The organism is Sphingomonas sp. R86521 (assembly GCF_042466235.1).
In the GTDB taxonomy this organism is placed as follows: domain Bacteria; phylum Pseudomonadota; class Alphaproteobacteria; order Sphingomonadales; family Sphingomonadaceae; genus Sphingomonas.
Genome location: NZ_JAXHBY010000001.1, coordinates 3,728,294 through 3,750,308, shown reverse-complemented (window position 1 = coordinate 3,750,308; position 22,015 = coordinate 3,728,294). Strand labels below are relative to the sequence as shown.

23 protein-coding genes are annotated in these 22,015 nt (G+C 66.5%); 11 read left to right on the top strand and 12 right to left on the bottom strand.

The features are described from left to right. Positions 1-41: 41 nt before the first annotated feature. From hrcA to SJY20_RS17340, 5 genes are all read left to right on the top strand, one after another. The gene (hrcA, locus tag SJY20_RS17360; RefSeq protein WP_380788365.1) at positions 42-1,082 is read left to right on the top strand and encodes a heat-inducible transcriptional repressor HrcA; all 1,041 of its coding nucleotides are present in this window, start codon (positions 42-44) and stop codon (positions 1,080-1,082) included. A 25-nt stretch (positions 1,083-1,107) separates the two neighbouring features. Then, positions 1,108-1,647, top strand: coding sequence for a nucleotide exchange factor GrpE (gene grpE, locus SJY20_RS17355; protein WP_380788363.1), 540 nt, complete (start codon positions 1,108-1,110; stop codon positions 1,645-1,647). A 13-nt stretch (positions 1,648-1,660) separates the two neighbouring features. Further along, entirely contained in the window at positions 1,661-1,798 is a 138-nt protein-coding gene (locus tag SJY20_RS17350) for a hypothetical protein (RefSeq protein ID WP_380788361.1), read from the top strand. 103 nt (positions 1,799-1,901) lie between these two features. Then, positions 1,902-3,125, top strand: a complete 1,224-nt coding sequence (locus SJY20_RS17345; protein WP_380788359.1) for a threonine synthase — start codon at positions 1,902-1,904, stop codon at positions 3,123-3,125. Positions 3,126-3,209: 84 nt separating this feature from the next. Further along, entirely contained in the window at positions 3,210-3,449 is a 240-nt protein-coding gene (locus SJY20_RS17340; RefSeq protein WP_380788357.1) for a hypothetical protein, read from the top strand. 79 nt (positions 3,450-3,528) lie between these two features. Here the strand turns inward: SJY20_RS17340 and SJY20_RS17335 are convergent, their stop codons facing one another. Both SJY20_RS17335 and SJY20_RS17330 read right to left on the bottom strand, forming a co-directional pair. Next, a complete protein-coding gene (locus SJY20_RS17335; protein ID WP_380788355.1) occupies positions 3,529-3,996 on the bottom strand; it encodes a vgr related protein in 468 nt (155 codons plus the stop codon). Next, positions 3,993-4,439, bottom strand: coding sequence for a copper chaperone PCu(A)C (locus tag SJY20_RS17330; RefSeq protein ID WP_380788354.1), 447 nt, complete (start codon positions 4,437-4,439; stop codon positions 3,993-3,995). Before SJY20_RS17330 ends, SJY20_RS17335 begins: the two co-directional genes overlap by 4 nt. A gap of 158 nt (positions 4,440-4,597) precedes the next feature. Between SJY20_RS17330 and dnaK the strand changes: the two genes are divergently transcribed. Next, the gene (dnaK, locus tag SJY20_RS17325; RefSeq protein WP_380788353.1) at positions 4,598-6,499 is read left to right on the top strand and encodes a molecular chaperone DnaK; all 1,902 of its coding nucleotides are present in this window, start codon (positions 4,598-4,600) and stop codon (positions 6,497-6,499) included. A gap of 123 nt (positions 6,500-6,622) precedes the next feature. After that, positions 6,623-7,750 carry a molecular chaperone DnaJ gene (gene dnaJ / locus SJY20_RS17320; RefSeq protein WP_380788351.1) on the top strand — a complete coding sequence of 376 codons (1,128 nt, stop codon included), beginning with the start codon at positions 6,623-6,625 and terminating at the stop codon, positions 7,748-7,750. A gap of 40 nt (positions 7,751-7,790) precedes the next feature. On the opposite strand, the gene SJY20_RS17315 is transcribed toward dnaJ, so the two are convergent. Together SJY20_RS17315 and SJY20_RS17310 are read right to left on the bottom strand one after the other, a co-directional pair. Further along, complete coding sequence (locus SJY20_RS17315; RefSeq protein WP_380788349.1) at positions 7,791-8,690, bottom strand: hypothetical protein; 900 nt, start codon at positions 8,688-8,690, stop codon at positions 7,791-7,793. Positions 8,691-9,004: 314 nt separating this feature from the next. Next, positions 9,005-9,301 (bottom strand): hypothetical protein, encoded by a 297-nt coding sequence (locus SJY20_RS17310; protein ID WP_380788347.1) that lies wholly within the window; start codon positions 9,299-9,301, stop codon positions 9,005-9,007. Here SJY20_RS17310 and SJY20_RS17305 point away from each other — a divergent pair. Both SJY20_RS17305 and SJY20_RS17300 read left to right on the top strand, forming a co-directional pair. Next, positions 9,300-9,767: a RidA family protein gene (locus SJY20_RS17305; RefSeq protein WP_380788345.1), complete on the top strand. Its 468-nt coding sequence runs from the start codon at positions 9,300-9,302 to the stop codon at positions 9,765-9,767. The two genes, SJY20_RS17310 and SJY20_RS17305, sit on opposite strands and share 2 nt — an antisense overlap. A 180-nt stretch (positions 9,768-9,947) precedes the next feature. Then, entirely contained in the window at positions 9,948-11,093 is a 1,146-nt protein-coding gene (locus tag SJY20_RS17300; RefSeq protein ID WP_380788343.1) for a GNAT family N-acetyltransferase, read from the top strand. Here the strand turns inward: SJY20_RS17300 and SJY20_RS17295 are convergent. The 3 genes from SJY20_RS17295 to SJY20_RS17285 form a co-directional block, all read right to left on the bottom strand. Beyond that, positions 11,056-12,645 carry a hypothetical protein gene (locus SJY20_RS17295; protein WP_380788341.1) on the bottom strand — a complete coding sequence of 530 codons (1,590 nt, stop codon included), beginning with the start codon at positions 12,643-12,645 and terminating at the stop codon, positions 11,056-11,058. The two genes, SJY20_RS17300 and SJY20_RS17295, sit on opposite strands and share 38 nt — an antisense overlap. 88 nt (positions 12,646-12,733) lie before the next feature. Next, complete coding sequence (locus tag SJY20_RS17290; protein WP_380788339.1) at positions 12,734-14,236, bottom strand: NAD(P)/FAD-dependent oxidoreductase; 1,503 nt, start codon at positions 14,234-14,236, stop codon at positions 12,734-12,736. A gap of 231 nt (positions 14,237-14,467) precedes the next feature. After that, on the bottom strand, positions 14,468-15,688 hold the full coding sequence (locus tag SJY20_RS17285; RefSeq protein ID WP_380788337.1) for an argininosuccinate synthase: 1,221 nt from the start codon (positions 15,686-15,688) through the stop codon (positions 14,468-14,470). Between the two features lie 131 nt (positions 15,689-15,819). Here SJY20_RS17285 and SJY20_RS17280 point away from each other — a divergent pair, with 131 nt between their 5' ends. Next, positions 15,820-16,200 carry an EF-hand domain-containing protein gene (locus SJY20_RS17280; protein ID WP_380788335.1) on the top strand — a complete coding sequence of 127 codons (381 nt, stop codon included), beginning with the start codon at positions 15,820-15,822 and terminating at the stop codon, positions 16,198-16,200. Positions 16,201-16,294: 94 nt separating this feature from the next. Here SJY20_RS17280 and SJY20_RS17275 read toward each other — a convergent pair whose 3' ends face one another. The 3 genes from SJY20_RS17275 to SJY20_RS17265 are packed head-to-tail and all read right to left on the bottom strand — an operon-like array spanning position 16,295 to position 19,075. Beyond that, positions 16,295-17,518, bottom strand: coding sequence for a class I SAM-dependent methyltransferase (locus tag SJY20_RS17275; RefSeq protein ID WP_380788333.1), 1,224 nt, complete (start codon positions 17,516-17,518; stop codon positions 16,295-16,297). Positions 17,519-17,576: 58 nt separating this feature from the next. Next, a complete protein-coding gene (locus SJY20_RS17270) occupies positions 17,577-18,332 on the bottom strand; it encodes a molybdopterin-dependent oxidoreductase (RefSeq protein WP_380788331.1) in 756 nt (251 codons plus the stop codon). After that, positions 18,329-19,075 carry a cytochrome b/b6 domain-containing protein gene (locus SJY20_RS17265; RefSeq protein ID WP_380788329.1) on the bottom strand — a complete coding sequence of 249 codons (747 nt, stop codon included), beginning with the start codon at positions 19,073-19,075 and terminating at the stop codon, positions 18,329-18,331. Before SJY20_RS17265 ends, SJY20_RS17270 begins: the two co-directional genes overlap by 4 nt. A gap of 51 nt (positions 19,076-19,126) precedes the next feature. Between SJY20_RS17265 and SJY20_RS17260 the strand changes: the two genes are divergently transcribed. Continuing rightward, positions 19,127-19,744: a flavin reductase family protein gene (locus tag SJY20_RS17260; protein WP_380788328.1), complete on the top strand. Its 618-nt coding sequence runs from the start codon at positions 19,127-19,129 to the stop codon at positions 19,742-19,744. Between the two features lie 122 nt (positions 19,745-19,866). Here the strand turns inward: SJY20_RS17260 and SJY20_RS17255 are convergent, their stop codons facing one another. Then, the gene (locus tag SJY20_RS17255; protein WP_380788326.1) at positions 19,867-20,625 is read right to left on the bottom strand and encodes a sulfite exporter TauE/SafE family protein; all 759 of its coding nucleotides are present in this window, start codon (positions 20,623-20,625) and stop codon (positions 19,867-19,869) included. Continuing rightward, positions 20,618-21,808: a 23S rRNA (adenine(2503)-C(2))-methyltransferase RlmN gene (gene rlmN / locus SJY20_RS17250; RefSeq protein ID WP_380788324.1), complete on the bottom strand. Its 1,191-nt coding sequence runs from the start codon at positions 21,806-21,808 to the stop codon at positions 20,618-20,620. Before rlmN ends, SJY20_RS17255 begins: the two co-directional genes overlap by 8 nt. Between the last annotated feature and the right edge of the window lie 207 nt (positions 21,809-22,015).

Genomic DNA, 22,015 nt, shown 5'->3' with positions numbered 1-22,015 from the left:
TATCTCTTTTTGCGACGGTTGATCCGCCCTAGATCAAACGCATGGCCGCTCCCGTCACCGAACTGACCGACCGTGCGCGCGACATTTTTCGCGCGGTGGTCGACAGCTATCTCGCGAGCGGGACGCCGGTGGGATCGAAGACGATCGCGCAACTGACCGGGCTCAGCCTGTCGCCGGCATCGATCCGCGGCGTGATGGGCGAGCTGGAGGGGCTGGGTTTGCTCGCGAGCCCGCATACCAGCGCGGGGCGGATGCCGACCGACCGGGGCCTGCGGCTGTTCGTCGACGGGATGATGCAGGCGATGGAGCCCTCGATCGAGGAGCGCCAGACGATCGAAGCGCGCGCCGGTGCTGGCGGCCCGGTCGAGGAGGCGCTGGCGGCGACCACGCTGGCGCTGTCGGGGCTGTCGGCATGTGCCGGGCTGGTGATGGTGCCGAAGCGCGAATCGACGCTGCGGCAGATCGCATTCGTGCCGCTGTCGGCGGCGCAGGCGCTGGCGGTGCTGGTGAGCGAGGACGGCTCGGTCGAGAACCGCGTGATCGATCTGCCGCCGGGGATGAGCCCGTCGGCGTTGGTCGAGGCGGGGAATTTCATGACCGCGACGCTCGGCGGGCTGACGCTGGCGGAGGCGCGGGGACGGATCGAGCGCGAACTGGCGGACGGGCAGGCGGCGATCGACGGCGCGGCGCGGACGCTGGTCGAGCGCGGCCTCGCGGTGTGGAGCGAGGATGCCAACCGGCGCCCGGTGCTGATCGTGCGCGGGCAGGGGCGGCTGATCGATGCGGCGGCGTCGGCCGATCTCGACCGCGTCCGCGACCTGATGGACGACCTGGAGGGCAAGCAGGAAGTGGCGTCGCTGCTCGACAGTGCGCGGGCCGGCAATGCGACCCGGATTTTCATCGGCGCGGAGACCAAATTGTTCGCGCTTTCAGGGTCTTCGGTGATCGCGCGGCCGTTTCGCGGGCTCGACGGGCGAGTGGTCGGCGTGGTGGGCGTGATCGGCCCCACGCGGTTGAACTATGCGCGCGTCGTGCCCATGGTGGATTTCACGGCTGCAACGCTCGCCCGTTTGATGGGTTGAGCCGGCCAAGAGCATAGGGAAAACAATGTCCGATATCGACCAGAACGCGCCTGCCGACCTGCGTGACGAAACCGCGGAAGCCGCCCCCGAAGTGGCCGAACACGACCGCGTCGGCGAGCTCGAGAACCAGCTCGCCGAGGCCAAGCAGAACGTCCTCTACGCGCAGGCCGAGGTCCAGAACGTCCGCCGCCGCGCCGAGAAGGAAGCGCAGGACGCCCGCGCCTATGCCGCGACCGCGTTCGCCCGCGACATCCTGTCGGTCGCCGACAATTTGTCGCGCGGGCTGGCGGCTATCCCGGCCGAGCTACGCGGCGACGACAAGATGAAGGGCCTCGTGACCGGGCTCGAGGCGACCGGGCGCGAGCTCGACAGCGTGTTCCAGCGCCACGGCCTGACCAAGATCGCGGCGATGGGCGAGATGCTCGATCCCAACAAGCACCAGGCGATGCTCGAAATGCCGAGCGACCAGCCGCCGGGCACGATCGTCCAGGAAATGCAGACCGGCTACATGATCAAGGACCGCCTGCTGCGGCCGGCGCTGGTAGCGGTCGCCAAGGCGGGGTGAATGGCGGTGCGGCGTGCATGATCTGGTCGCGGCGCTAAGCGAGGCGCTGATCGAAGGCATGGGCGACGTCATGCCCGAGACACGCAAGTGGTTCTGGATCTGGTTGGCTGTGCTGGCGGTGGCGGTAGCGGGTATTGTCATCTTTCTCTGACGTTATCGATGCGACCGCCCACAGCCAGCTGGGAGGTTCGCGACCTGATGGTCTCCTGGAAGTCCGGGGTGACGAGGCGGTCGGGGCGGGGTAAGTCGAACCCATGAACCCCAACCTCACCGCCGACCGCGCGACGTTCGTCACGCATCTCGAATGCTCGATCACCGGCGAGCGGTACGAGGCGGACCAGTTGCACGGGCTGTCGCGCGCCGGGCGGCCGTTGCTGGTGCGCTATGACCTCGATGCGGTGCGCGGTGCGTTGCCGCGGCGGATGCTGGAGACGCGGCCGACCGATCTGTGGCGGTGGCGCGAAGTGCTGCCGGTGCGGCATACCGCGAGCATCGTCAGCCTCGGCGAGATCGAGACGCCGCTTGTCGCCATCCCCAGATCCGGCGGGCCGAACGTGCTGGTCAAGGACGAGGGGCGGCTGCCGACCGGCAGCTTCAAGGCGCGCGGGCTGGTGATGGCGGTGGCGATGGCCAAGGAGCTGGGTGTCACGAAGATCGCGATGCCGACCAACGGCAATGCGGGGGCGGCGCTGGCTGCTTATGCGACGCGGTGCGGGATCGAGACGATCGTGTTCTGCCCCGACGATACGCCCGAGATCAACGTCCGCGAGATCGCCATGCAGGGCGCCCGCGTGTGGCGCGTCAACGGCCTGATCGACGATTGCGGCGCGATCGTCGGCAAGGGCGCCGCGGAAGGGCGCTGGTTCGATTTCTCGACGTTGAAGGAGCCCTATCGGATCGAGGGCAAGAAGACGATGGGGCTGGAACTGGCCGCACAGTTCGGCTGGAAGCTGCCGGACGCGATCTTCTATCCGACCGGTGGCGGCACCGGGCTGATCGGAATGTGGAAGGCGTTCGACGAGCTGGAGCAGCTCGGCTGGATCGGGTCCGAACGGCCGAAGATGTTCGCGGTGCAGGCGAGTGGCTGTGCGCCGATCGTCAAGGCGTTCGAAGAGGGCAAGGACCATGCCGAGCGCTGGGAGGATGCGGCGACGGTCGCGGCGGGCATCCGCGTGCCGAAAGCGGTCGGCGACTTCCTGATTTTACGCGCGGTGCGGGAATCGGGGGGGCAGGCGCTGGCGGTCGGCGATCCGGCGATCCTGGCGGCGGTGGAGGGGTGCGCCAAGAAGGACGGGTTGCTGCTGTGTCCCGAGGGCGGTGCGACGCTGGCGGCCTATCATCAGGCGCTGAATGCCGGGCTGGTCGAGGAAGAGGACAGCGTCGTGCTGTTCAACTGCGCGACCGGGTTGAAATATCCGATGCCCGAAGCACCGCAGGCGCTCGACCGGACCCAGCCGATCGATTTCGACCTGCTATAGGTCAGGCTTCGGTTGGCCGCATCGGCGGTTGAATTCGACCCGCGTTGTCGGCAACGGGCGCCCTTCTTTACAAAAAGGGTATCCATGCAAAAACTCATCCAGGTCGTTTGTGTCGTTCTCATCGCCGCCGCGGTCATGTTCGGTGGCCGTTGGTACATGTACGTCGCGCGTGGCGAGAGCCCGTATGACGAGGTCGGGATCGCGCTCAACGGCTATGCGCCGGGGCCGATGCGGACATGGGGCTGCCACAAGATGCAGGCGCGCTTCCCGGGCCAGTTGCCGCCTTATGGCTGCGGCGGCGCGGATGGTCGGAGCTGGCTCTGACACACTGCCGTCATCCTGACGGAAGTCAGGATCCAGGGTAACTGGCGGTAACGTTCGTGGCTCTGGGTCCTGACTTTCGTCAGGATGACGGAGAAGGAGGGCGGAACGGGAGCAGCGTTTCGTATTGCGCCAGTGGCGGGGCGCCTGGCACCGTCGCACCCTGCCGCAGCAGGAAGGCGTGGCGCACGATCTCGCCCTGCTGCTCGATCCCGTAGCGGTGCAGCGCCACTCCAGGCCGGAACGCATAGTCGTACCGGCACCAGGGATGCCGGGCTAGCGGCAGGAATATTCCGCGCTGGTGCTGCCAGATGTGCACCATCTCATGGATGAACAGCCCCTGCAGCGTCAGGTTCGCGTGCGCGAAGTCTTCGCACCAAAGATCGCCCTTGGGGTGGAAATGGATACAGCCGCGCGGCGCCATTACAGTGTCGCGGGGCTGGAAGAACGCCCATTTGCGGCGCGCGAGACGGACCGGCGCATAGTCGATCGCGTCGCCGAAGACCGCAGCCGCGAGCGCGGTCTCGCCTTCGGTCAGCGCGCGGTTCACTTGGGCCCCGGGTCGCCCGCTTCGATCACGTCCGCGTTGCGCAGAATGCGCGTGCCGTCGGCGAACGAGAAGGTGAAGGTGAATTCGCTGCCACGCTTGATGCCCGGATTGACGCTGAACAGCATCACGTGGCGGCCACCGGGCTTGAACGCGATGTCGGTATTGGCGGGGATCTCGACGCGCTGCAGCGGCGTCATCTGGGACATACTGCCCTTGGTCATGGTCTCGTGCATCTCGGACTTGATCGCGACGTCGGTGGTGACCGAGATCAGCGTCGCCGGTGCGGGGCCGCCATGGACCGTGAAATAGCCCGCCGCGGGGCGTCCGGGGACTGCGGCGAGGCGGACCCAGGCGCCATCGACGGACAGCTCCCTCGGCTTCTCGCATCCGCCAAGAAGCGGCGCGAGTGCGGCCATGAGACCCAGTGCCAGAACGATACGCATAATCTGCTCCGCATTGCCTCTTGCGGTCCTTACGTGCGGTACAATCTTGCGACAAGCGCGACGCCACCTATATCGCGCCCATCACCGTCAATTGGTTCCGTCGCCGTAACGGGCTGGAACCAAGATTTTTTTCGTTTGCGAGGGGCTAGTTAGAACTCATGGCTAAAGTAATCGGCATCGACCTCGGGACCACCAACAGCTGCGTCTCGGTGATGGAGGGCGGCAAGCCCAAGGTCATCGAGAATGCCGAGGGCGCGCGCACGACGCCGTCGATCGTCGCGTTCGCCAAGGATGGCGAGCGGCTGGTCGGCCAGCCGGCAAAGCGCCAGGCGGTCACCAACGGCGACAACACCATCTTCGCAGTGAAGCGCCTCATCGGCCGCCGCTTCGACGATCCGATCACCAAGAAGGACACCGAGCTGGTCCCGTACAAGATCGCGCGCGGCCCGAATGGCGACGCGTGGGTCTCGGCCGGCGGCAAGGACTATTCCCCTTCGCAGATCTCGGCGTTCACGCTGCAGAAGATGAAGGAAACCGCCGAGTCGTATCTCGGCGAAACGGTCACGCAGGCGGTCATCACCGTGCCCGCGTACTTCAACGACGCACAGCGCCAGGCGACCAAGGACGCCGGCCAGATCGCCGGCCTCGAAGTGCTGCGCATCATCAACGAGCCGACTGCGGCTGCTCTGGCCTATGGCCTGGAGAAGCAGGACGGCAAGACCATCGCGGTCTACGATCTGGGCGGCGGCACGTTCGACGTCTCGATTCTCGAGATCGGCGACGGCGTGTTCGAGGTGAAGGCGACCAACGGCGACACCTTCCTGGGTGGCGAGGATTTCGACAACAAGCTGGTCGAATATCTGGTCGAGGGCTTCAAGAAGGACGAAGGCATCGACCTGTCCAAGGACAAGTTGGCGCTGCAGCGTCTTAAGGAATCGGCCGAGAAGGCGAAGATCGAGCTCAGCTCGGCGGCGTCGACCGAGGTCAACCTGCCCTTCATCACCGCCGACCAGAACGGCCCGAAGCATCTGGTCCGCAACATTACGCGTACCGATCTCGAGAAGCTGGTCGACGACCTGATCAAGCGCACCATCGAGCCGATGAAGAAGGCGCTCGCCGATGCGGGGCTCAAGACCGCCGACATCAGCGAAGTCGTGCTGGTCGGCGGCATGACCCGCATGCCCAAGGTGCGTGAAGCCGTGAAGGCGTTCTTCGGCAAGGAGCCGCACACCGGCGTCAACCCGGATGAAGTCGTCGCAATGGGCGCCGCGATCCAGGCCGGCGTGCTGCAGGGCGACGTCAAGGACGTGCTGCTGCTCGACGTGACGCCGCTGTCGCTCGGCATCGAGACGCTGGGCGGGGTGTTCACCCGGATGATCGATCGCAACACGACGATCCCGACCAAGAAGTCGCAGACCTATTCGACCGCCGACGACAACCAGGGCGCGGTGACGATCCGCGTGTTCCAGGGCGAGCGCGAGATGGCGGCCGACAACAAGATGCTCGGCAATTTCGATCTCGTCGGCATCCCGCCGGCGCCGCGCGGCGTGCCGCAGATCGAGGTCACGTTCGACATCGACGCCAACGGCCTGGTCAACGTGTCGGCCAAGGACAAGGGCACCGGCAAGGAGCAGCAGATCCGCATCCAGGCGTCTGGTGGTCTTTCGGACAGCGACATCGACCAGATGGTCCGCGATGCCGAGCAGTTCGCCGAGGAGGACAAGAAGCGTCGTGCGGGCGCCGAGGCGAAGAACAACGCCGAGAGCCTGATCCACACCACCGAGCGCCAGCTTGCCGATAACGGCGACAAGGTCGACGAGTCTCTGAAGACCGAGATCCAGACCGCGATCGATGCGGCGAAGGCTGCGGTCGAGGGTGGCGATCCGGATGCGATGACCGAGAAGAGCAACGCGCTCGCACAGGTCGCGATGAAGCTCGGCCAGGCGATCTACGAGAAGCAGGCGCAGGCCGATGCGTCGCCGGAGGCTGGTGCCGAGGCCAAGAAGGACGACGATGTGGTCGACGCCGAGTTCTCGGAAGTCGACGACCACAAGGCGTAACACTCAACTCCCTCTCCCCGTTGGGGAGAGGGCCGGGGTGAGGGGCCGCCACGAACGATAGCGCGTGTGGCTGCCCCTCACCCAACCCTCTCCCCGGAGGGGAGAGGGCTAAGAGGGCCGCTGATGAGTACCCAGACCGATTATTACGAACTGCTCGAATGCGAGCGGACCGCGGATGCGGGGACGATCAAGTCGTCCTATCGCAAGCTCGCGATGAAGTATCACCCGGACAAGAATTCGGGCTGCAAGGATTCCGAGGCGCAGTTCAAGGCGGTCAGCGAGGCGTATGAATGCCTCAAGGACCCGCAGAAGCGCGCCGCCTATGATCGTTTCGGCCATGCTGCGTTCCAGAACGGCGGCGGTGGCCAGCAGGGCGGCGGCCAGGGCTTCGGCGATTTCGGCGATATCTTCGAGAGCGTGTTCGGCGAATTCATGGGCGGGCAGCGCGGCGGTGGCCGTGCAGCGGCGCGACGCGGCGCGGACCTGCGCTACGACATGGAGGTCACGCTCGACGAGGCGTATCACGGCAAGGCGACCGAGATCACGGTCGACGTGTCGGCGCAGTGCGACACCTGCGACGGGTCGGGCGCGCGTGCCGGCACCCGTGCGAAAACCTGCCAGCATTGCGGCGGCCACGGCAAGGTCCGCGCGCAGCAGGGCTTCTTCGTGGTCGAGCGCGCCTGCCCGGTCTGCGGTGGCGCCGGCCAGGTTATCGCCGACCCCTGTCCCGATTGCCGCGGCGAGGGCCGTGTCGAGAAGACCAAGACGCTCAGCGTCAACGTGCCGCCCGGTGTCGACGAAGGCACGCGGATTCGTCTGTCGGGCGAAGGCGAAGCGGGTGCGCGGGGTGCACCGGCGGGCGATCTCTACATCTTCCTGCACATCGCCAAGCACCACCTGTTCGAACGCGAGGGCACGACGTTGTTCGCGCGCGCGCCGATCAGCTTCACGGTCGCGGCGCTGGGCGGATCGATGTCGATCCCCGGGCTCGACGGACGCAGCCACGAGATCAAGATCCCGGCGGGGATCCAGTCGGGCAAGCAGCTCCGCCAGCGCGGCGCCGGCATGCCGGTGCTGCAGGGCCGCGGACACGGCGACCTGGTGATCCAGATCGACGTCGAGACGCCGACGAAACTGTCGCTGCGCCAGAAGGAATTGCTCGAAGCGTTCCGCGAGACCGAGACGGGTGACGAGTGCCCGGCGAGCCAGGGGTTCTTCGCGAAGCTGAAGGGTGTGTTCGCGGGGGAATGATCAGGCGCGCGCCGCTGTAAGCAGGGCGCGCCCGTGTTGGTCACGTGATCGGTATTATCGGCACGCTGATCAGTTCTACGGTGCCCTTCTGACCCCGGGCGCCGTCCAGCCCGTCCGTCGCTGCGGCAGGCTGCGATCCTGCAGGTCCGCCATGACCACCGCCGCAATGGACGCTGCCATGTCCGCCGGGCCCGCCGCCCCCCGAACGTCCACCGCGGCCCGCGGTGCCGTTGCCGCCGCCCGAACCGCCCTGGTTGAGGATCGAGACATAGCCGAACTGGTTGATGCCAAGCGGCGTCGAGACGAAGGTGAGCGCTGCCCCGTCGCCACCCGTGCCACCGGAGCCGCCCGGTCCCCCGACGCCACCGTCGCCGCCGCGTCCGCCATCGCCGCCGCTATGCTTGCAGTCGAACAACCCATCGGATCCCTTGTGGCCCTCTGCGCCATCTCCGCCGTCGCCGCCCGCGCCGCCGCGACCACCATCGCCCCCGGTGATGCCGCGTAACTTCATCGACAGGCTGATCGACCGCGGCTTGGGGTCACTGGCGACCGAGAAGTGATCCACGACAAAATATACGTGCGGCAGCGTACGAGTTGTTCCGGTCCCGCCGGGTTGGCTCGGCGCTCCGGTGGCGCCTGGTCGCCCGGTGAAGTTCTCCTCGCCCTGACCGTTGGCACCACGCGCGCCATCCGGTCCGTCGCTGCCGTCGACTGCCTGCACGGCGGCGAAGCGGATCCGATAGCTTGACTGTGCGTCGGGGAACTTCACATCCCGGGCGGCGATGACGATGAAGGGCGCGCCGGTATCCTGCAGCACAAGTTCGCTGCCGGTCGCGAAGCTGATCACGTCGGCCTTGAGTACCGATCCCGCGAACGGTTCGGACCCATTGACCGGGAACAGCGACTGGACACTGGTTGCGCCAGCCAGCAATTGTCGCACTTCGGGAGGCAAGGCGGAGTCGAGCGACGGTCGCGATACCGGAACCTCGTCCTGCGCGTGTACCGGTAATACATAGAATGCCGATGTGAGCACGAGATGGCGCAGGCGCATATCCGTTCCTCCTGATGTCGCGGAGTTCGTCTCCGCGAACCGGGGAACAGTGCAGTCACACCGGGCGCGCGACCATCGGGATCGCGACCGTTTCAACCAGGGTAGGGAATGGACTGATCCAGTTCGGACCTGCCGGGATTAGCGTGGATGTGATCGCCAGCCTTGCCGCGCCCCCCGGTTAGAGGGGCGGGCGGGCGGGTAGATCAGAGGGTGGAAATGACCACTCCGACCACCAGCGCCTGGGCCGCGATTGCCAGCATGGTGCTGGACACGGTTTCGAACATGCGCATGGGTAGGTCTCCGATGCCGGCGACATATCCGGCAAGCGCTATGTGGGCATAGTTGCGGTTTGACGCAATTTTGTAACATGCTATCGCGATTGCACCAAATGCACGCAGAGGGGTGTGAGGCACCATTCCAGGTGCCTTGGCGGCGCGCGGAAGCGGCGCGGACTGCCTGAGCTTGACCCGGTGCTGCGACCGTGTTGATACCGCAGCCATGACCGATCGTATCGACCGCAAGCTCGAAGAGCTTGGCCTCACCCTGCCGCAGGCAGCCGCTCCCGTCGCCGCATACGTGCCGACCGTGCTCGCGGGCAATCTGCTCCACATCTCGGGCCAGCTGCCGTTCAAGGACGGCCAGCTCGTCACCGGACGCCTTGGCGACGGTGTCAGCATCGAGGACGGCCAGGAGGCCGCCAAGCTCTGCGCGATGATGGTCGTCGCGCAGGTCAAGGCGGCGCTGGGCGGCTCGCTCGGGCGGGTCGAGCGGATCGTCAAGCTCGGCGTGTTCGTCAATTCGACGGGCGACTTCACCGATCAGCCCAAGGTCGCCAACGGCGCATCCGAGTTCATGGTCGCGCTGTTCGGCGATGCCGGCAAGCATGCGCGCTCGGCGGTCGGCGTGCCGGTCCTGCCGCTCGGCGCCGCGGTCGAGATCGACGCGATCGTGCAGGTTTCGGCGTAACCCTCGACGACGGCTATTTTGAGCGACTCCCCGGCGGAGGCCGGGGCCCAGGTGGGAAGCCTCATTTGACTGTGGACCGCGCTTCGATACCGAAGCTTGCCAACTGGGCCCCGGCCTCCGCCGGGGAACGAAGTGCGCGGAAAGCTTTGCCTCGATGACACGTCACCCCATCTACGCCGCATGACCGCGCTCACCGCCCGCATCGCCCAGGGTGTCACCACCCTTTCTGCCGACGACTGGGACGCGTGCGCCGGCGCTGGCAACCCGTTCGTCGCCCACGCCTTCCTTGCGGCGCTGGAGGAGTCCTCCAGCGTCAATGGCCGATCCGGGTGGCAGGCGTTGCCGATCGTCATCGACGGCGACGACGGCCGCCCTGCGGGGATCGCGCCCGCCTATGCCAAGAGCCACAGCCAGGGCGAATATGTCTTCGACCAGGGCTGGGCTGACGCGTGGGAGCGGGCGGGGGGGCAATATTACCCCAAGCTGCAGATTGCGGCGCCGTTCAGCCCGGTTCCGGGGCCGCGCCTGCTGCTTCGCGACCCGGCCCTCGCGCCTGCGCTGATCGCGGCGCTGGAGGCGGTGACCGACCAGAGCGGGCTGTCGTCCGCGCATGCGACCTTCATCGCGCCCGCCGAGGTACCGCTGTTCGAAGCCGCAGGATGGCTGATCCGGCAGGGCACGCAGTTCCACTGGCACAATGACGGCTATGCCGGGTTCGACGATTTCCTCGCCGCGCTGTCATCGCGGAAACGCAAAGCGATCCGCAAGGAGCGTGCGGCGGCGGTCGAGGGGCTGACGATTCGCCATCTGACCGGCGCGGAGATCACGGCGGCGCACTGGGATGCGTTCTGGGTATTCTACCAGGATACCGGGGCGCGCAAATGGGGGCGGCCGTATCTGACGCGGCGGTTCTTCGACCTGCTGGGCGAGGCGATGGCGGACCGCATCCTGCTGATCTTCGCCGAGCGCGACGGCGTGCCGATCGCGGGTGCGCTCAACCTGATCGGCGACGATACGCTGTACGGTCGCTATTGGGGATCGACCGAGGAGGTGCCGTTCCTGCATTTCGAGCTGTGCTATTATCAGGCGATCGATGCCGCGATCGCGCGGGGGCTGAAGACCGTGGAGGCGGGGGCGCAGGGCGAACACAAGCTCGCGCGGGGGTATGCGCCGGTCGCGACCTACTCGGCGCACTACATCCCCGATGCGGGCTTCCGCAGGGCGATCGCCGACTATCTGGAGCGCGAGCGCGAGGCCGTCGCGGCGGACCGCGACTGCCTGCAGGAACTCACTCCGTTCCGGCGGGGCGATCCTCAACCCGGTTGACGCGGAACAGCGTGCTGGTGCCGTCGCGCCAGATCGGCGTGAGGTCGCGGACCAGCGCGGGATCGTAGGCGGGCGGCGTGATCAGCCAGACATAGTCGAACGCATCACGCGGAAACTGCCCCAGCGCCTTCGAGATCGGCCGCCACCACTGCCCGCGACAGGGGCGGTCGGTGACGATCTCCGACGGATCGTGCGCGAACCCGCCGGCGTCGTGATAGCGCGTCGTCATCAGCTGCGCGCCGGCCATCGACCATTGGTCGTTGGTGAACGCCATGCGCCGCTCGAGCAGCAGCGCCGGAACGTGCTCCAGCCGTGAATAGGCCCAGTCGTCGCGGCACCGCCGGCCGACGAACGAGACGACGCGGGCACGCTTCGGCACCTGGTCGATCGCCGCCAGCGCCTGGGTATAGGCGCGGTCGTAGATCAGGTAGCTGACCGTGGTCGCGGTCAACCGCGCCGCGAAGAAGCTGAACCCGATCGCGGCGATCACCGAGGCACCGCGCAGCGATACGCCCGGTCGTGGTCTCAGCGCGATCAATGCGAACGCCAGCATGAACGGCGCGAGCCGCATATCGGCATAGGCCGACCCGAACACGATCCGCGGCAACAGGATGTAGACGACCAGCAGGAAGGCGGCGGAGAGGCCCAGGTTGCGCGAATATTCGATCCGCTGATCGCGCACGCCGCGCAGCAGGATGACGAACAGCAACGTGACCGACGCGATGTCGAACGGCATCCAGCGATCGCGCAGGATCATCGTGATCCAGTTCATCTTCCAGCGCCAGTCGAACCAGTCCTGGGTCTTGCCGGTGACATGGTCGCCCGACCGCCACAGCACCATCAACACCATCGGCAACGCCAGCGGCAGGCAGTTGAGCCCGGCGCGGACGAACGCGTTGATCCAGCCGTGACGCGCGCCATTTCGACGAATGTCGTACTGGCGGATCAGCTCGGCCGAGAAGGCGAGGATGCCGAGCACGCCCCAGCCGAAGGTGTGGCAGAGCCAGAGCAGGCACGACAGCGGCACGAATACCGCGGCACGCAACCGCAACCGGTCGAGCCGCCCGAGCCGCAGCCACAGCGCGAACATGTTGAGCGCCAGCGCCATCCCCAACGCGAAATTCACGAAGCCGAACTGGAACGGATAGCTGTACGCCAGCGGCAGCGCGAACAGCGCGGTCGCCGGGATCCGGCCATGCACCTCGCGTGCGATCCAGAGCAGGCCGGATACGGTCAATGCGGGGATCGCCATCACGATCAGCTTGACCGCGAGTTCCAGCCCGAAAATCGGCGCCAGCGGTTCGATCAGCAGATCGACGCCCAGATTGCCGATCAGCGACCAGCGGAAATCATACCACTGCGACAGCCACGGATTGTCGCCGATCGCCAGCTGGACGCGGTAGCGACCCATATGCCCAGGCAGGTCGACCAGCGGCGGGATCTGCGGCCAGAGCAACGGTATGATCGACGCGAGCGCGACCGCGATCACGAAGCCCCGTGTCTGCCACCAGCGCAAATGCGCGCCGCCCGTCGTGTCCCCCTGTGTCGTCATGTCGCGGCGACCCTAGGGGCGGCGGGGCGGTCTAGACAAGGGCTGGTGCGACAAGTCGGTAACGTTCACTGCCATTGCCGGTCTGCGATTACGCCGCCTTCAGGCGTCCCGGCACGTCGCGGACCGACGCAAGCGCGGCCTGTGCGCCTTCTTCGCCCGCCTCGTGATATTCGGCGTCCTCGTTGACGGTCCAGATATCGTGGATGCGCGCGCCCGCCTGGATGTTGCGGACGGTCAGCATCGCCGTCATCATCGCATGATCCTGGTTGTTGTAGCGATGCATGCCGTTGCGCCCGACGCAGTGCAACGTCGGATGGCGCGCCTCGATCTCCTGGCGCAGCGCATCGACGTTGTCGCGGTAGTCCTCGTCATAGACGGGGTACGCCTTTTCCTGGCGCACGACGACGCCGCCGGTGACGTGCGCGCGGTCGCACAGCCCGAGGATCGCCATCTCCTGCGTCGCCAGCGCGACCAGGTCGGCATCGCTCGACGCCCACAGCCCGTCGCCCTCGAAGCAGAAATATTCGAGACCGACACAGGCGATGTCGGCGTCGGGGACCATTTCCGGGCTCCAGCTGCGGAAATTCTGGACGCGGCCGACCTTCACCTTCGAATCGTGGATGTAGATCCAGTTGTCGGGGAACAGATCGGGCGACTTGATCATCAGCGCGACGGTCAGGAAATCGCGGTAGCGCAGGGCGGCGGCCTGCGGCAGCGTCTGCGGCAGCGGGTGCAGCCGCCCGGCCAGCTCGCGCATCGGCGCGCTGCTGATCACGTGCGCCGCGTCGATCGTCACGATCTCGCCGTCCCGATCGGTCGCGGTGACGCGCCAGCGACCGGCGGAATCCTCGGCAAGCTGCTTCAGCGCATGGCCCATCAGGATGGTGTTGCCCTGGGCCAGCACCTTGTCGCGCGCGGCGTCCCACATCATTCCGGGGCCGAGCCGCGGGTAGCGGAAGCTTTCGAGCAGCGTCTTGGTCTGCATCCCGTCATTGGGCTTGCGATTGAGGCCGAGCGACCGCTTGAGCCCGTCGATCACCGCGCCGCCAAGGCTCAGGCCCTTGATGCGCTGCGCCGCCCAGTCCGCCGACATTGTGTCGCACGGCATGCCCCAGACCTTCTCGGTGTAGGTCTTGAAGAAGATCGAATACAGCTTGTGGCCGAACTGGTTGACGACCCAGTCCTCGAAGCTGCGGACGGTGTTCCGGGGTTGCAGCTTCGCTTTGGCGTAGCTCGCCATGCACAAGGTCGAGCGCCAGAGCCCGAGATTGCCGAGCGCCTCGAACGCGCGCAGCGGATAGCTGTAGAATTTGCCCTCGTAATAGATCCGGCTCATCCGCGGGCGTTCGATGAAGTCGTCGGGCAGGATCTCGTTCCAGAGGTCGACTACCGCCTGCGACTTCGAGAAGAACCGGTGACCGCCGATGTCGAAGCGGAAGCCGTCATGCTCGACCGTGCGGCTGATCCCGCCGACATAGGTCGGATCCTTCTCGATCACCGTGACGCTATAGCCGGCCTTGCCCAGCAGATAGGCGGCGGTGAGCCCGGCGGGGCCGGCGCCGATGATCGCTACGTCTACGGTGTCCGGCATTAGGAAATTCCCACAAGGTGCGGGATTTATGCGCGAAGATGCCTAAGGCGCGGTTAACGGGAGGGGGCACGATTTAATCCTCCCCTTTGAGGGGAGGTGGCGGGCCACAGGCCCGACGGAGGAGTAGCGCGCTATCGGCAGGACGATACCCCTCCGTCTGGCAAGCGCCAGCCACCTCCCCTTACAGGGGAGGATCGGCCGTCTCCGACCGCCCCTGCGAAGTAAAAGCCCTCAGATCTGGTCTCGCCGTCCGAGCAGGCGCAGGCGCAGGGCGTTGAGCTTGATGAAGCCGGCCGCGTCGCGCTGGTCGTAGGCGCCCTGGTCGTCCTCGAACGTCACGACCTTTTCCGAGTACAACGAGTTCGGCGATTTGCGGCCGACGACGTAGACGCCGCCCTTGTAGAGCTTCAGCCGGACGGTGCCCGACACCTTCAGCTGGCTGTGGTCGATCGCGGCCTGCAGCATCTCGCGCTCAGGGCTGAACCAGAAGCCGTTGTAGAGCAGCTCGGCATAGCGCGGCGCGAGCTCGTCTTTCAGATGTGCGGCGCCGCGGTCGAGCGTCAGCTGTTCGATACCGCGGTGCGCGAGGTGATAGATCGTGCCGCCCGGCGTCTCGTACATGCCGCGGCTCTTCATGCCGACGAAGCGGTTCTCGACGAGGTCGAGACGGCCGATACCGTGGCGGCGGCCGTAGCCGTTGAGGGTCTCCAGCAAGGTCGCCGGCGACATGCCCTCACCGTTGATCGCGACGCCGTCGCCGCGCTCGAAATCGATCGTGATGTATTCGGGGACGTCAGGCGCGTCCTCGGGGTTCACGGTGCGCGAATAGACGTAGTCGGGGACCTCGTCCCACGGGTTCTCGAGCACGAGACCCTCCGACGAGGTGTGCAACATGTTGGCGTCGGTCGAGAACGGCGCCTCGCCGCGCTTGTCCTTGCTGACCGGGATCTGGTGCTGTTCGGCGAACTCGATCAGCTTGGTGCGGCTGGTCAGGTCCCATTCGCGCCACGGTGCGATCACCTTGATATCGGGCGACAGCGCGTAATAGCCGAGTTCGAAGCGAACCTGGTCGTTGCCCTTGCCGGTGGCGCCGTGGCTGACCGCGTCGGCATTGACCATGCGGGCGATCTCGATCTGGCGCTTGGCGATCAGCGGCCGCGCGATCGACGTGCCGAGCAGGTAGAGCCCCTCGTACAGCGCGTTCGAGCGCATCATCGGGAACACGTAGTCGCGGACGAATTCCTCGCGCAGATCGTCGACGAAGATGTGCTCGGGCTTGACGCCCATCATCTCGGCCTTCGCGCGCGCCGGCTCCAACTCTTCGCCCTGGCCGAGATCGGCGGTGAAGGTGACGACCTCGCAGTTATAGGTCTGCTGGAGCCATTTCAGGATGACGCTGGTATCGAGACCGCCCGAATAGGCGAGCACGACGCGGTTGATGGAATCGCTCATGGTGCAGTCCTCGGGACAGTGAATTACGCCCGCGCCCCTATGCGCATGGGACCGCGCGTGCAACCGCGCGCGTTCATTGGGCGTACAAGCCGGCCGCGCTAGGCCCGCGCGCAGACCAATTGGAGACTATCGTGTTCCGTCAGACTTTCGCCATTCTCGCGCTCGCCGGCCTGGCGACTCCGGCACTCGCACAGGAAACCCGCGCGTCGGCTGCCGCCAAGTTCCAGAAGGAGTTCGCCGCGTCGGACACCAACAAGGACGGCGTCCTGACGCGCGCGGAAGTGCAGGCGCGGATCGGCCAGATGAAGAGCGGGCAGGGCCGCGTCGATCCGGTCCACGCCAAGCGGATGGCGGACCTGTGGTTCGCGTCGGCGGACAGGAACAAGGACGGTAAGGTCAGCCAGGCCGAGGCGCAGGCGCTGCTGGCGGCGACGTTCGCGAAATATGACGCGAATGGCGATGGCAAGATCGGCGGCGACGAGCGGGCCGCGGCGGAGAAGGGCGGGCGGTAAGGCCTCCACGTCATCCCGGGCTTGTCCCGGGATCCAGGGTTACAGGCGGTGTGCTCCGTAACCCTGGATCCCGGGACGAGCCCGGGATGACGGACTAGCCGCGAAACGCCTGCTCGGTTTCGCCGATATAGTCCCGCGTGAGGGGGACGGCGTAGCGGCTCTTCGCCAGCTGGACCTGGTAATTGACCATCCCCCCGGTCCGGAACGCCGCCGCCGCGCCGGCGAGGTAGAACGTCCACATCCGGTAGAAGCGCTCGTCATACAGCGCGACGATCGCGTCCTTGGCGGCGACGGTGCGGTCGTACCAGAGGTCGATCGTCATCGCGTAATGGACGCGCAGCACCTCGATATCGGTCGGGAACAGCTTGGTCCCCTCATACCCGCGGACGATCTCTGATAGCGCGGGGTTGTAGCCGCCCGGGAAGATGTACTTGGTCGTGAAGGTGTCGGTGACGCCCGGCACGCCCATCCGCCCGATGGTGTGGAGCAGCATCACGCCGTCGTCGCTCAGCAGTTCGCGGCATTTGCGGAAGAATGCCTTGTAGTGCGCCGGGCCGACATGCTCGAACATCCCGACCGAGACGATGCGGTCGAACTGGCCGGTCACGGCGCGGTAGTCGATCAGCTCGAACTTGACCTTGTCGGCGACCCCGGCCTCCTCCGCGCGGCGGCGGGCGACCTTCAGCTGTTCCTCGCTCAGCGTCACGCCCAGCACCTCGGCGCCGGTCTTGGCGTGCAGGTACAGCGCCATCCCGCCCCAGCCGCAGCCGATGTCGAGCACGCGCATGCCGGGTTTCAGCAGCAGCTTGGCGGCGATATGCGCCTTCTTGTCGTCCTGCGCCTGTTCGAGGCTGTTGTCCGGATCGGTGAAGTAGGCGCAGCTATACTGGCGGTCGGCGTCGAGGAAGAGGTCGTACAGCCGGTCCGACAGGTCGTAGTGATGCGCGACGTTCTTCTTCGACCGGCGGGCCATGTTGACGCGGTCGACGCGGTGGACGACCTTGTCGAGCAGCTTGATCGGCAGCGACGGCTTCAGCGCGTCGCCCTTTTCCCACGGCGTGTTGCCCTTCAGCAGCCGGACCAGATCGCGAATGTCGCCCTGGTCGATGACGAGGCGCCCGTCCATGAACGCCTCCGCCGCGCCGAGCGCTGGGTTGCGGACGATCGCGCCGGGAACGCCCTTGTCGGTGAAGCGCACCGCGACATCCGGCAGCGTCGCGTCGGGCGTCCCGAAGGTCTTGGTGGTGCCGTCAGCATAGGTGACGGTGATCTGTCCGCGCTTGACGAACCGGGCGAAGAAACGATCGATAAGGGCCATGCCGCGGGTGCTAACGACTGGTACGGAATTGCGCTAGCCTCGTGTGACGAGTGCGCGGCTAGATCCCGGCATACCAGTCGTAATCGACGTTATCCTCCCAATAGCCGCCCTTGCCCTTGCCGATCGCATCGAGGCTCCCGACCGCGTCGATCGCCATGACGTATTTGGCGTGCTTGTAGCCGAGCTGCCGTTCGACCCGCAGCCGGACGGGGGCGCCGTGCGCGACATCGAGGACCTGGTCGTTGAGCGCCCAGGCGAGGATGGTCTGCGGGTGGAAGGCGTCGATCAGGTCGATCGATTCGTAATAGGGCGTGCCGCGGTACAGGTCGGCGCAGGTGAACACGATGTAGCGTGCGCTATCGCGAATCTGCGCGGCCTTGAGCAGCGCACCGAGCTTTGGGCCCTGCCATTTGCCGATCGCCGACCAGCCTTCGACGCAATCGTGCCGCGTGATCTGCGCGCGCGCGGGCATCTGGCGGAGTTGGAGCAACGTCAGCGACAGCGGCCGGTCGACCAGCCCGCCGACCTTCAGCCGGTAATCGGCGAAGTTGTTGGCGACCATCGCGGTGTAGTCCGGCGTACCCGGATTGCTCGTGCCGTTCGACCGGAAGATCGGCGACATCTGCGCGGGGCTGAACTCGGGCGCGAGCGCGCTGCGGTTGGTCAGCGCACGCTGCAACCCGCGGTTCATGTCCTCGCCCATGAACAGGATTTTTCGCGCCGCCGGGGCCTGGGCGATCTTGTCGCAGCCGCTCAGCAGCAGGCCAGCACTGGCGGCCGCACCGCCGACCAGCGTGCGTCTGGTGACGATCATGCCGCGTCCTCCTCCGCTTGGGCAGGTACCGTCCAGCGCCCGGTGATCATCGACCGCACCTCGTTCCAGGCACCGGCCAGAATCACAAGCGCGAGATGGACGATGATGAACAGCACCAGCGCGGTCGCGGCGATGAAGTGGATCGACCGCGCCGACTGCCGGCCGCCGAACAGCTCGAGCAGCCACGGCCACGCCGCATCCATCCCCGGCGACATCGTCAGCCCGGTCAGGATCATTGCCGGGATCAGCACGAAGATCGTCGCGACATAGGAGAGCTTCTGCAGGATGTTGTACGCGCCGGGCTTGCGCGGATCGTGGAAGCGGAAGGCGAGATGTTCCTTGATGTCGTGCGCGACTTCGCGTGGTGCGAGGTCGGCGGCACGGACGCGGAGGTCGCGCTGGAAATGCTTGTTGATCAGGCTGACGATCATGAACCCGAGCAGCGCGAACGCGAGCACCAGCGCGAACAGCAGATGCCAGCGCCGCGAGATCGCGAGGTTGTAGCTCGCGGGGATCGTCAGCAGGTTGAGCAGGGTGATCACCCAGCCCGGCCACTGGTCCAGCGTGGTCCAGGCGGTGTCGAAATTCGCGCCGTACGTCCCCCAATACAGCCGCGGATGCGCTTTGAGGATGCCGATGCCGCTGCCGATCATGATGAACATCGTCACCACGGTCACCCAGTGCCAGACGCGGGTCGCCACGCGGTGGCGCTTGACGATAATGGGGGATCCGGGATCGTTCATGCTCGACCTTCGCTCTAGGCAGTCGACGCGTTCCATAGCAGGGATCAGTGCATGACCGAATGGCATTCTTACGACCCGGCGGACGGCCACCGGCTGCCGCACGATCCCCTCAACGCGATCGTCGCGCCGCGGCCGATCGGCTGGGTCAGTTCGCTGTCCGCGGACGGCGTCGCCAACCTGGCGCCGTACAGCTTCTTCAACCTGTTCAACTATCGCCCGCCACTGATCGGCTTCTCGTCGATGGGCTGGAAGGACAGCGTCGCCAACATTGCGGCGACCGGCGAGTTCGTCTGGAACCTCGTCACCCGCGACCTGGGCGACGCGATGAACGCGACGGCGGCGAACGTAGCCGCCGATGTGGACGAATTCGCGCTGGCGGGGATCGAGACGCTGCCGTCGCTGCACGTCAAGCCGCCGCGAGTCGCCGCCAGCCGTGCGCAGTTCGAATGCAAGGTGACGCAGATCGTCCGGCTGCAGACCAAGGAGGGGACCGAACTCGACCAGTGGCTGGTACTGGGCGAAGCGGTCGCGATCCATATCGATGCGGCGACGCTGGAGGACGGCGTGTACCAGACCGCGCGCGCACAGCCGATTTTGCGCGGCGGCGGGCCGGCGGATTATTTCGCGATCACCGAGGACGCGTTGTTCCAGATGCGGCGGCCTGGCTGAAGCCGGCCACTCCGTCACCCCAGCGCAGGCTCGGGTCTCGTGCGGCAAGCGCGCGCTGTGTAACGAGAGACCCCAGCCTTCGCTGGGGTGACGGGTTTGGCGGCGGGGTGCCGAGAACAAGTTCAGCCGTACGCCCGCCAGAAGAACACGATCGTCGTCGCGATCGTGACCAGCAGCGTCCACACCCGGATCACCCGCGCAGGCAGCACCAGCCCCAGTTTCGCGCCGAAATGTCCCCCGACGATCCCCCCGAGCAGCATCGGCACGCACAACGCCCAATAGACCATGCCGGTGGCGATGAAGATGATCGTCGCGGCGAGGTTGGCGACCGCGAGCATCAGCGTCCGCGGCGCGGCGAGTTCGGCGGGGCTGGCGCCCGACAACAGCCCCCAGGCGGCGGTCAGCATCAGCCCGACGCCGCCCCCGAAATAGCCGCCATAGACACCGAGCAGCGCCTGTACGCCGACCAGCGACTTTGGCCCGATCGCAACCCGCGACCGCAGCCACAACGACGCCTGCGTGCTGAACGCGATCGCCAGCGTCGCGAACAGCAGCAGCCACGGCACGATCAGGTCGAACGCGTGCGCGGACGTCGCGACCAGCAACAGGCTGCCGACCAGTCCGCCGATAAAGGTAACCCCCGCCATCGTCCGCATCCCGACGCCGGAGACCGGTGCGAGCCCGTGGCGATAGGCCCAGGCGCTCGCCATCGCGCCGGGCTGCAGCGAGACGTTGCTGGTGGCGTTGGCAAGCGGTGAGGGCAGGCCGAGCCCGATCAGCGCGGGCATCGTTGCAAAGCTGCCGCCGCCCGCCAGCGCGTTCATCGCGCCGCCGAACACGCCCGCTCCTGCTGCCAGCGCGATCGCGCCGAGATCAGGCAAGCGCGGCTTCGCGATCCAGCTGCGCGCGGCTCTTCTTCTCGGACGCGGTCTTCAGCTGCCCGCACGCCGCGTCGATGTCGCGGCCGCGCGGGGTGCGCACCGGCGCGGAGATGCCGGCGCCGAACACGATGCTGGAGAACGACTTGATCCGTTCCGGCGTCGAACACTCATAGTCCGCGCCGGGCCAGGGGTTGAAGGGGATCAAATTCACCTTCGCCGGCAGTTCGTATTTGCGCAGCAGCCGGACCAGCTCGCGAGCATCGTCGTCGGAGTCGTTCTTGTCCTTGAGCATCACATATTCGAACGTGATGCGGCGCGCGTTGTTGGTGCCGGGATAGTCGGCGCACGCCTGGAGCAATTCCTCGATGCCGTATTTGCGGTTGAGCGGCACCAGTTCGTCGCGCACCTCCTTGGTCACCGCGTGCAGCGACACCGCCAGATTGACGCCGATCTCGGCCCCGGCGCGCGCCATCATCGGCACCACGCCCGACGTCGACAACGTGATCCGGCGGCGGCTGAGCGCGAGGCCCGCACCGTCCATCACCAGCTTCAATGCGTCGCGGACGTTCTCGAAATTATACAGCGGCTCGCCCATCCCCATCATCACGATGTTGGTGAGCATGCGGCCCTCGGGCTGGCTCGGCCACTCGCCCAGCGAATCGCGCGCGAGCATCACCTGGCCGACGATTTCCGCTGGAGTCAGGTTCCGCACCAGCCGCATCGTGCCGGTGTGGCAGAACGTGCAGTTCAGCGTGCAGCCGACCTGGCTCGACACGCACAACGTGCCGCGATCCGCGTCCGGGATGAACACCATCTCGTAATCCTGCGCGTCGTCCGACCGCAGCAGCCACTTCCGCGTCCCGTCGGTCGACACCTGCGCCTCGACCACGTTGGGGCGGCTGATGACGAAGCGCTGCTCCAGCCATGGGTGCATCGTCTTCGAGATATCGGTCATCGCCGAGAACTCGGTCGCGCCGCGATTGTAGATCCAGTGCCACAGCTGTTTCGCTCGCAGCTTGGCCTGCTTCTCCTCGAGCTGCGACGTCTCCAGCGCCATACGCAGATCGGCGAGCGACAGCCCGAGCAGGTCGATGCGCCCATCGCTGCGCGGCACGAAGCTGCGGGGAACGGGCACGGGATCGATGTGCCCGGGGATGGGCATCAAATTGGCGGCGGACTGCATGGCGGCGGCCCTTAGCGGAATTTTCGTGATTTTTCTACTGGCTGCGGGATCGGGGTGTCGAGACACCGCAAACACGCCACCGCAAAATCCAGAACCAGCACCACCCCGGCGGAGGCCGGGGCCCAGTTTGGGGACGGAAGTAACGAAGCTCCGTCCGCCGTTACGACCACCTTTCCAACTGGGCCCCGGCCTTCGCCGGGGTGGTGG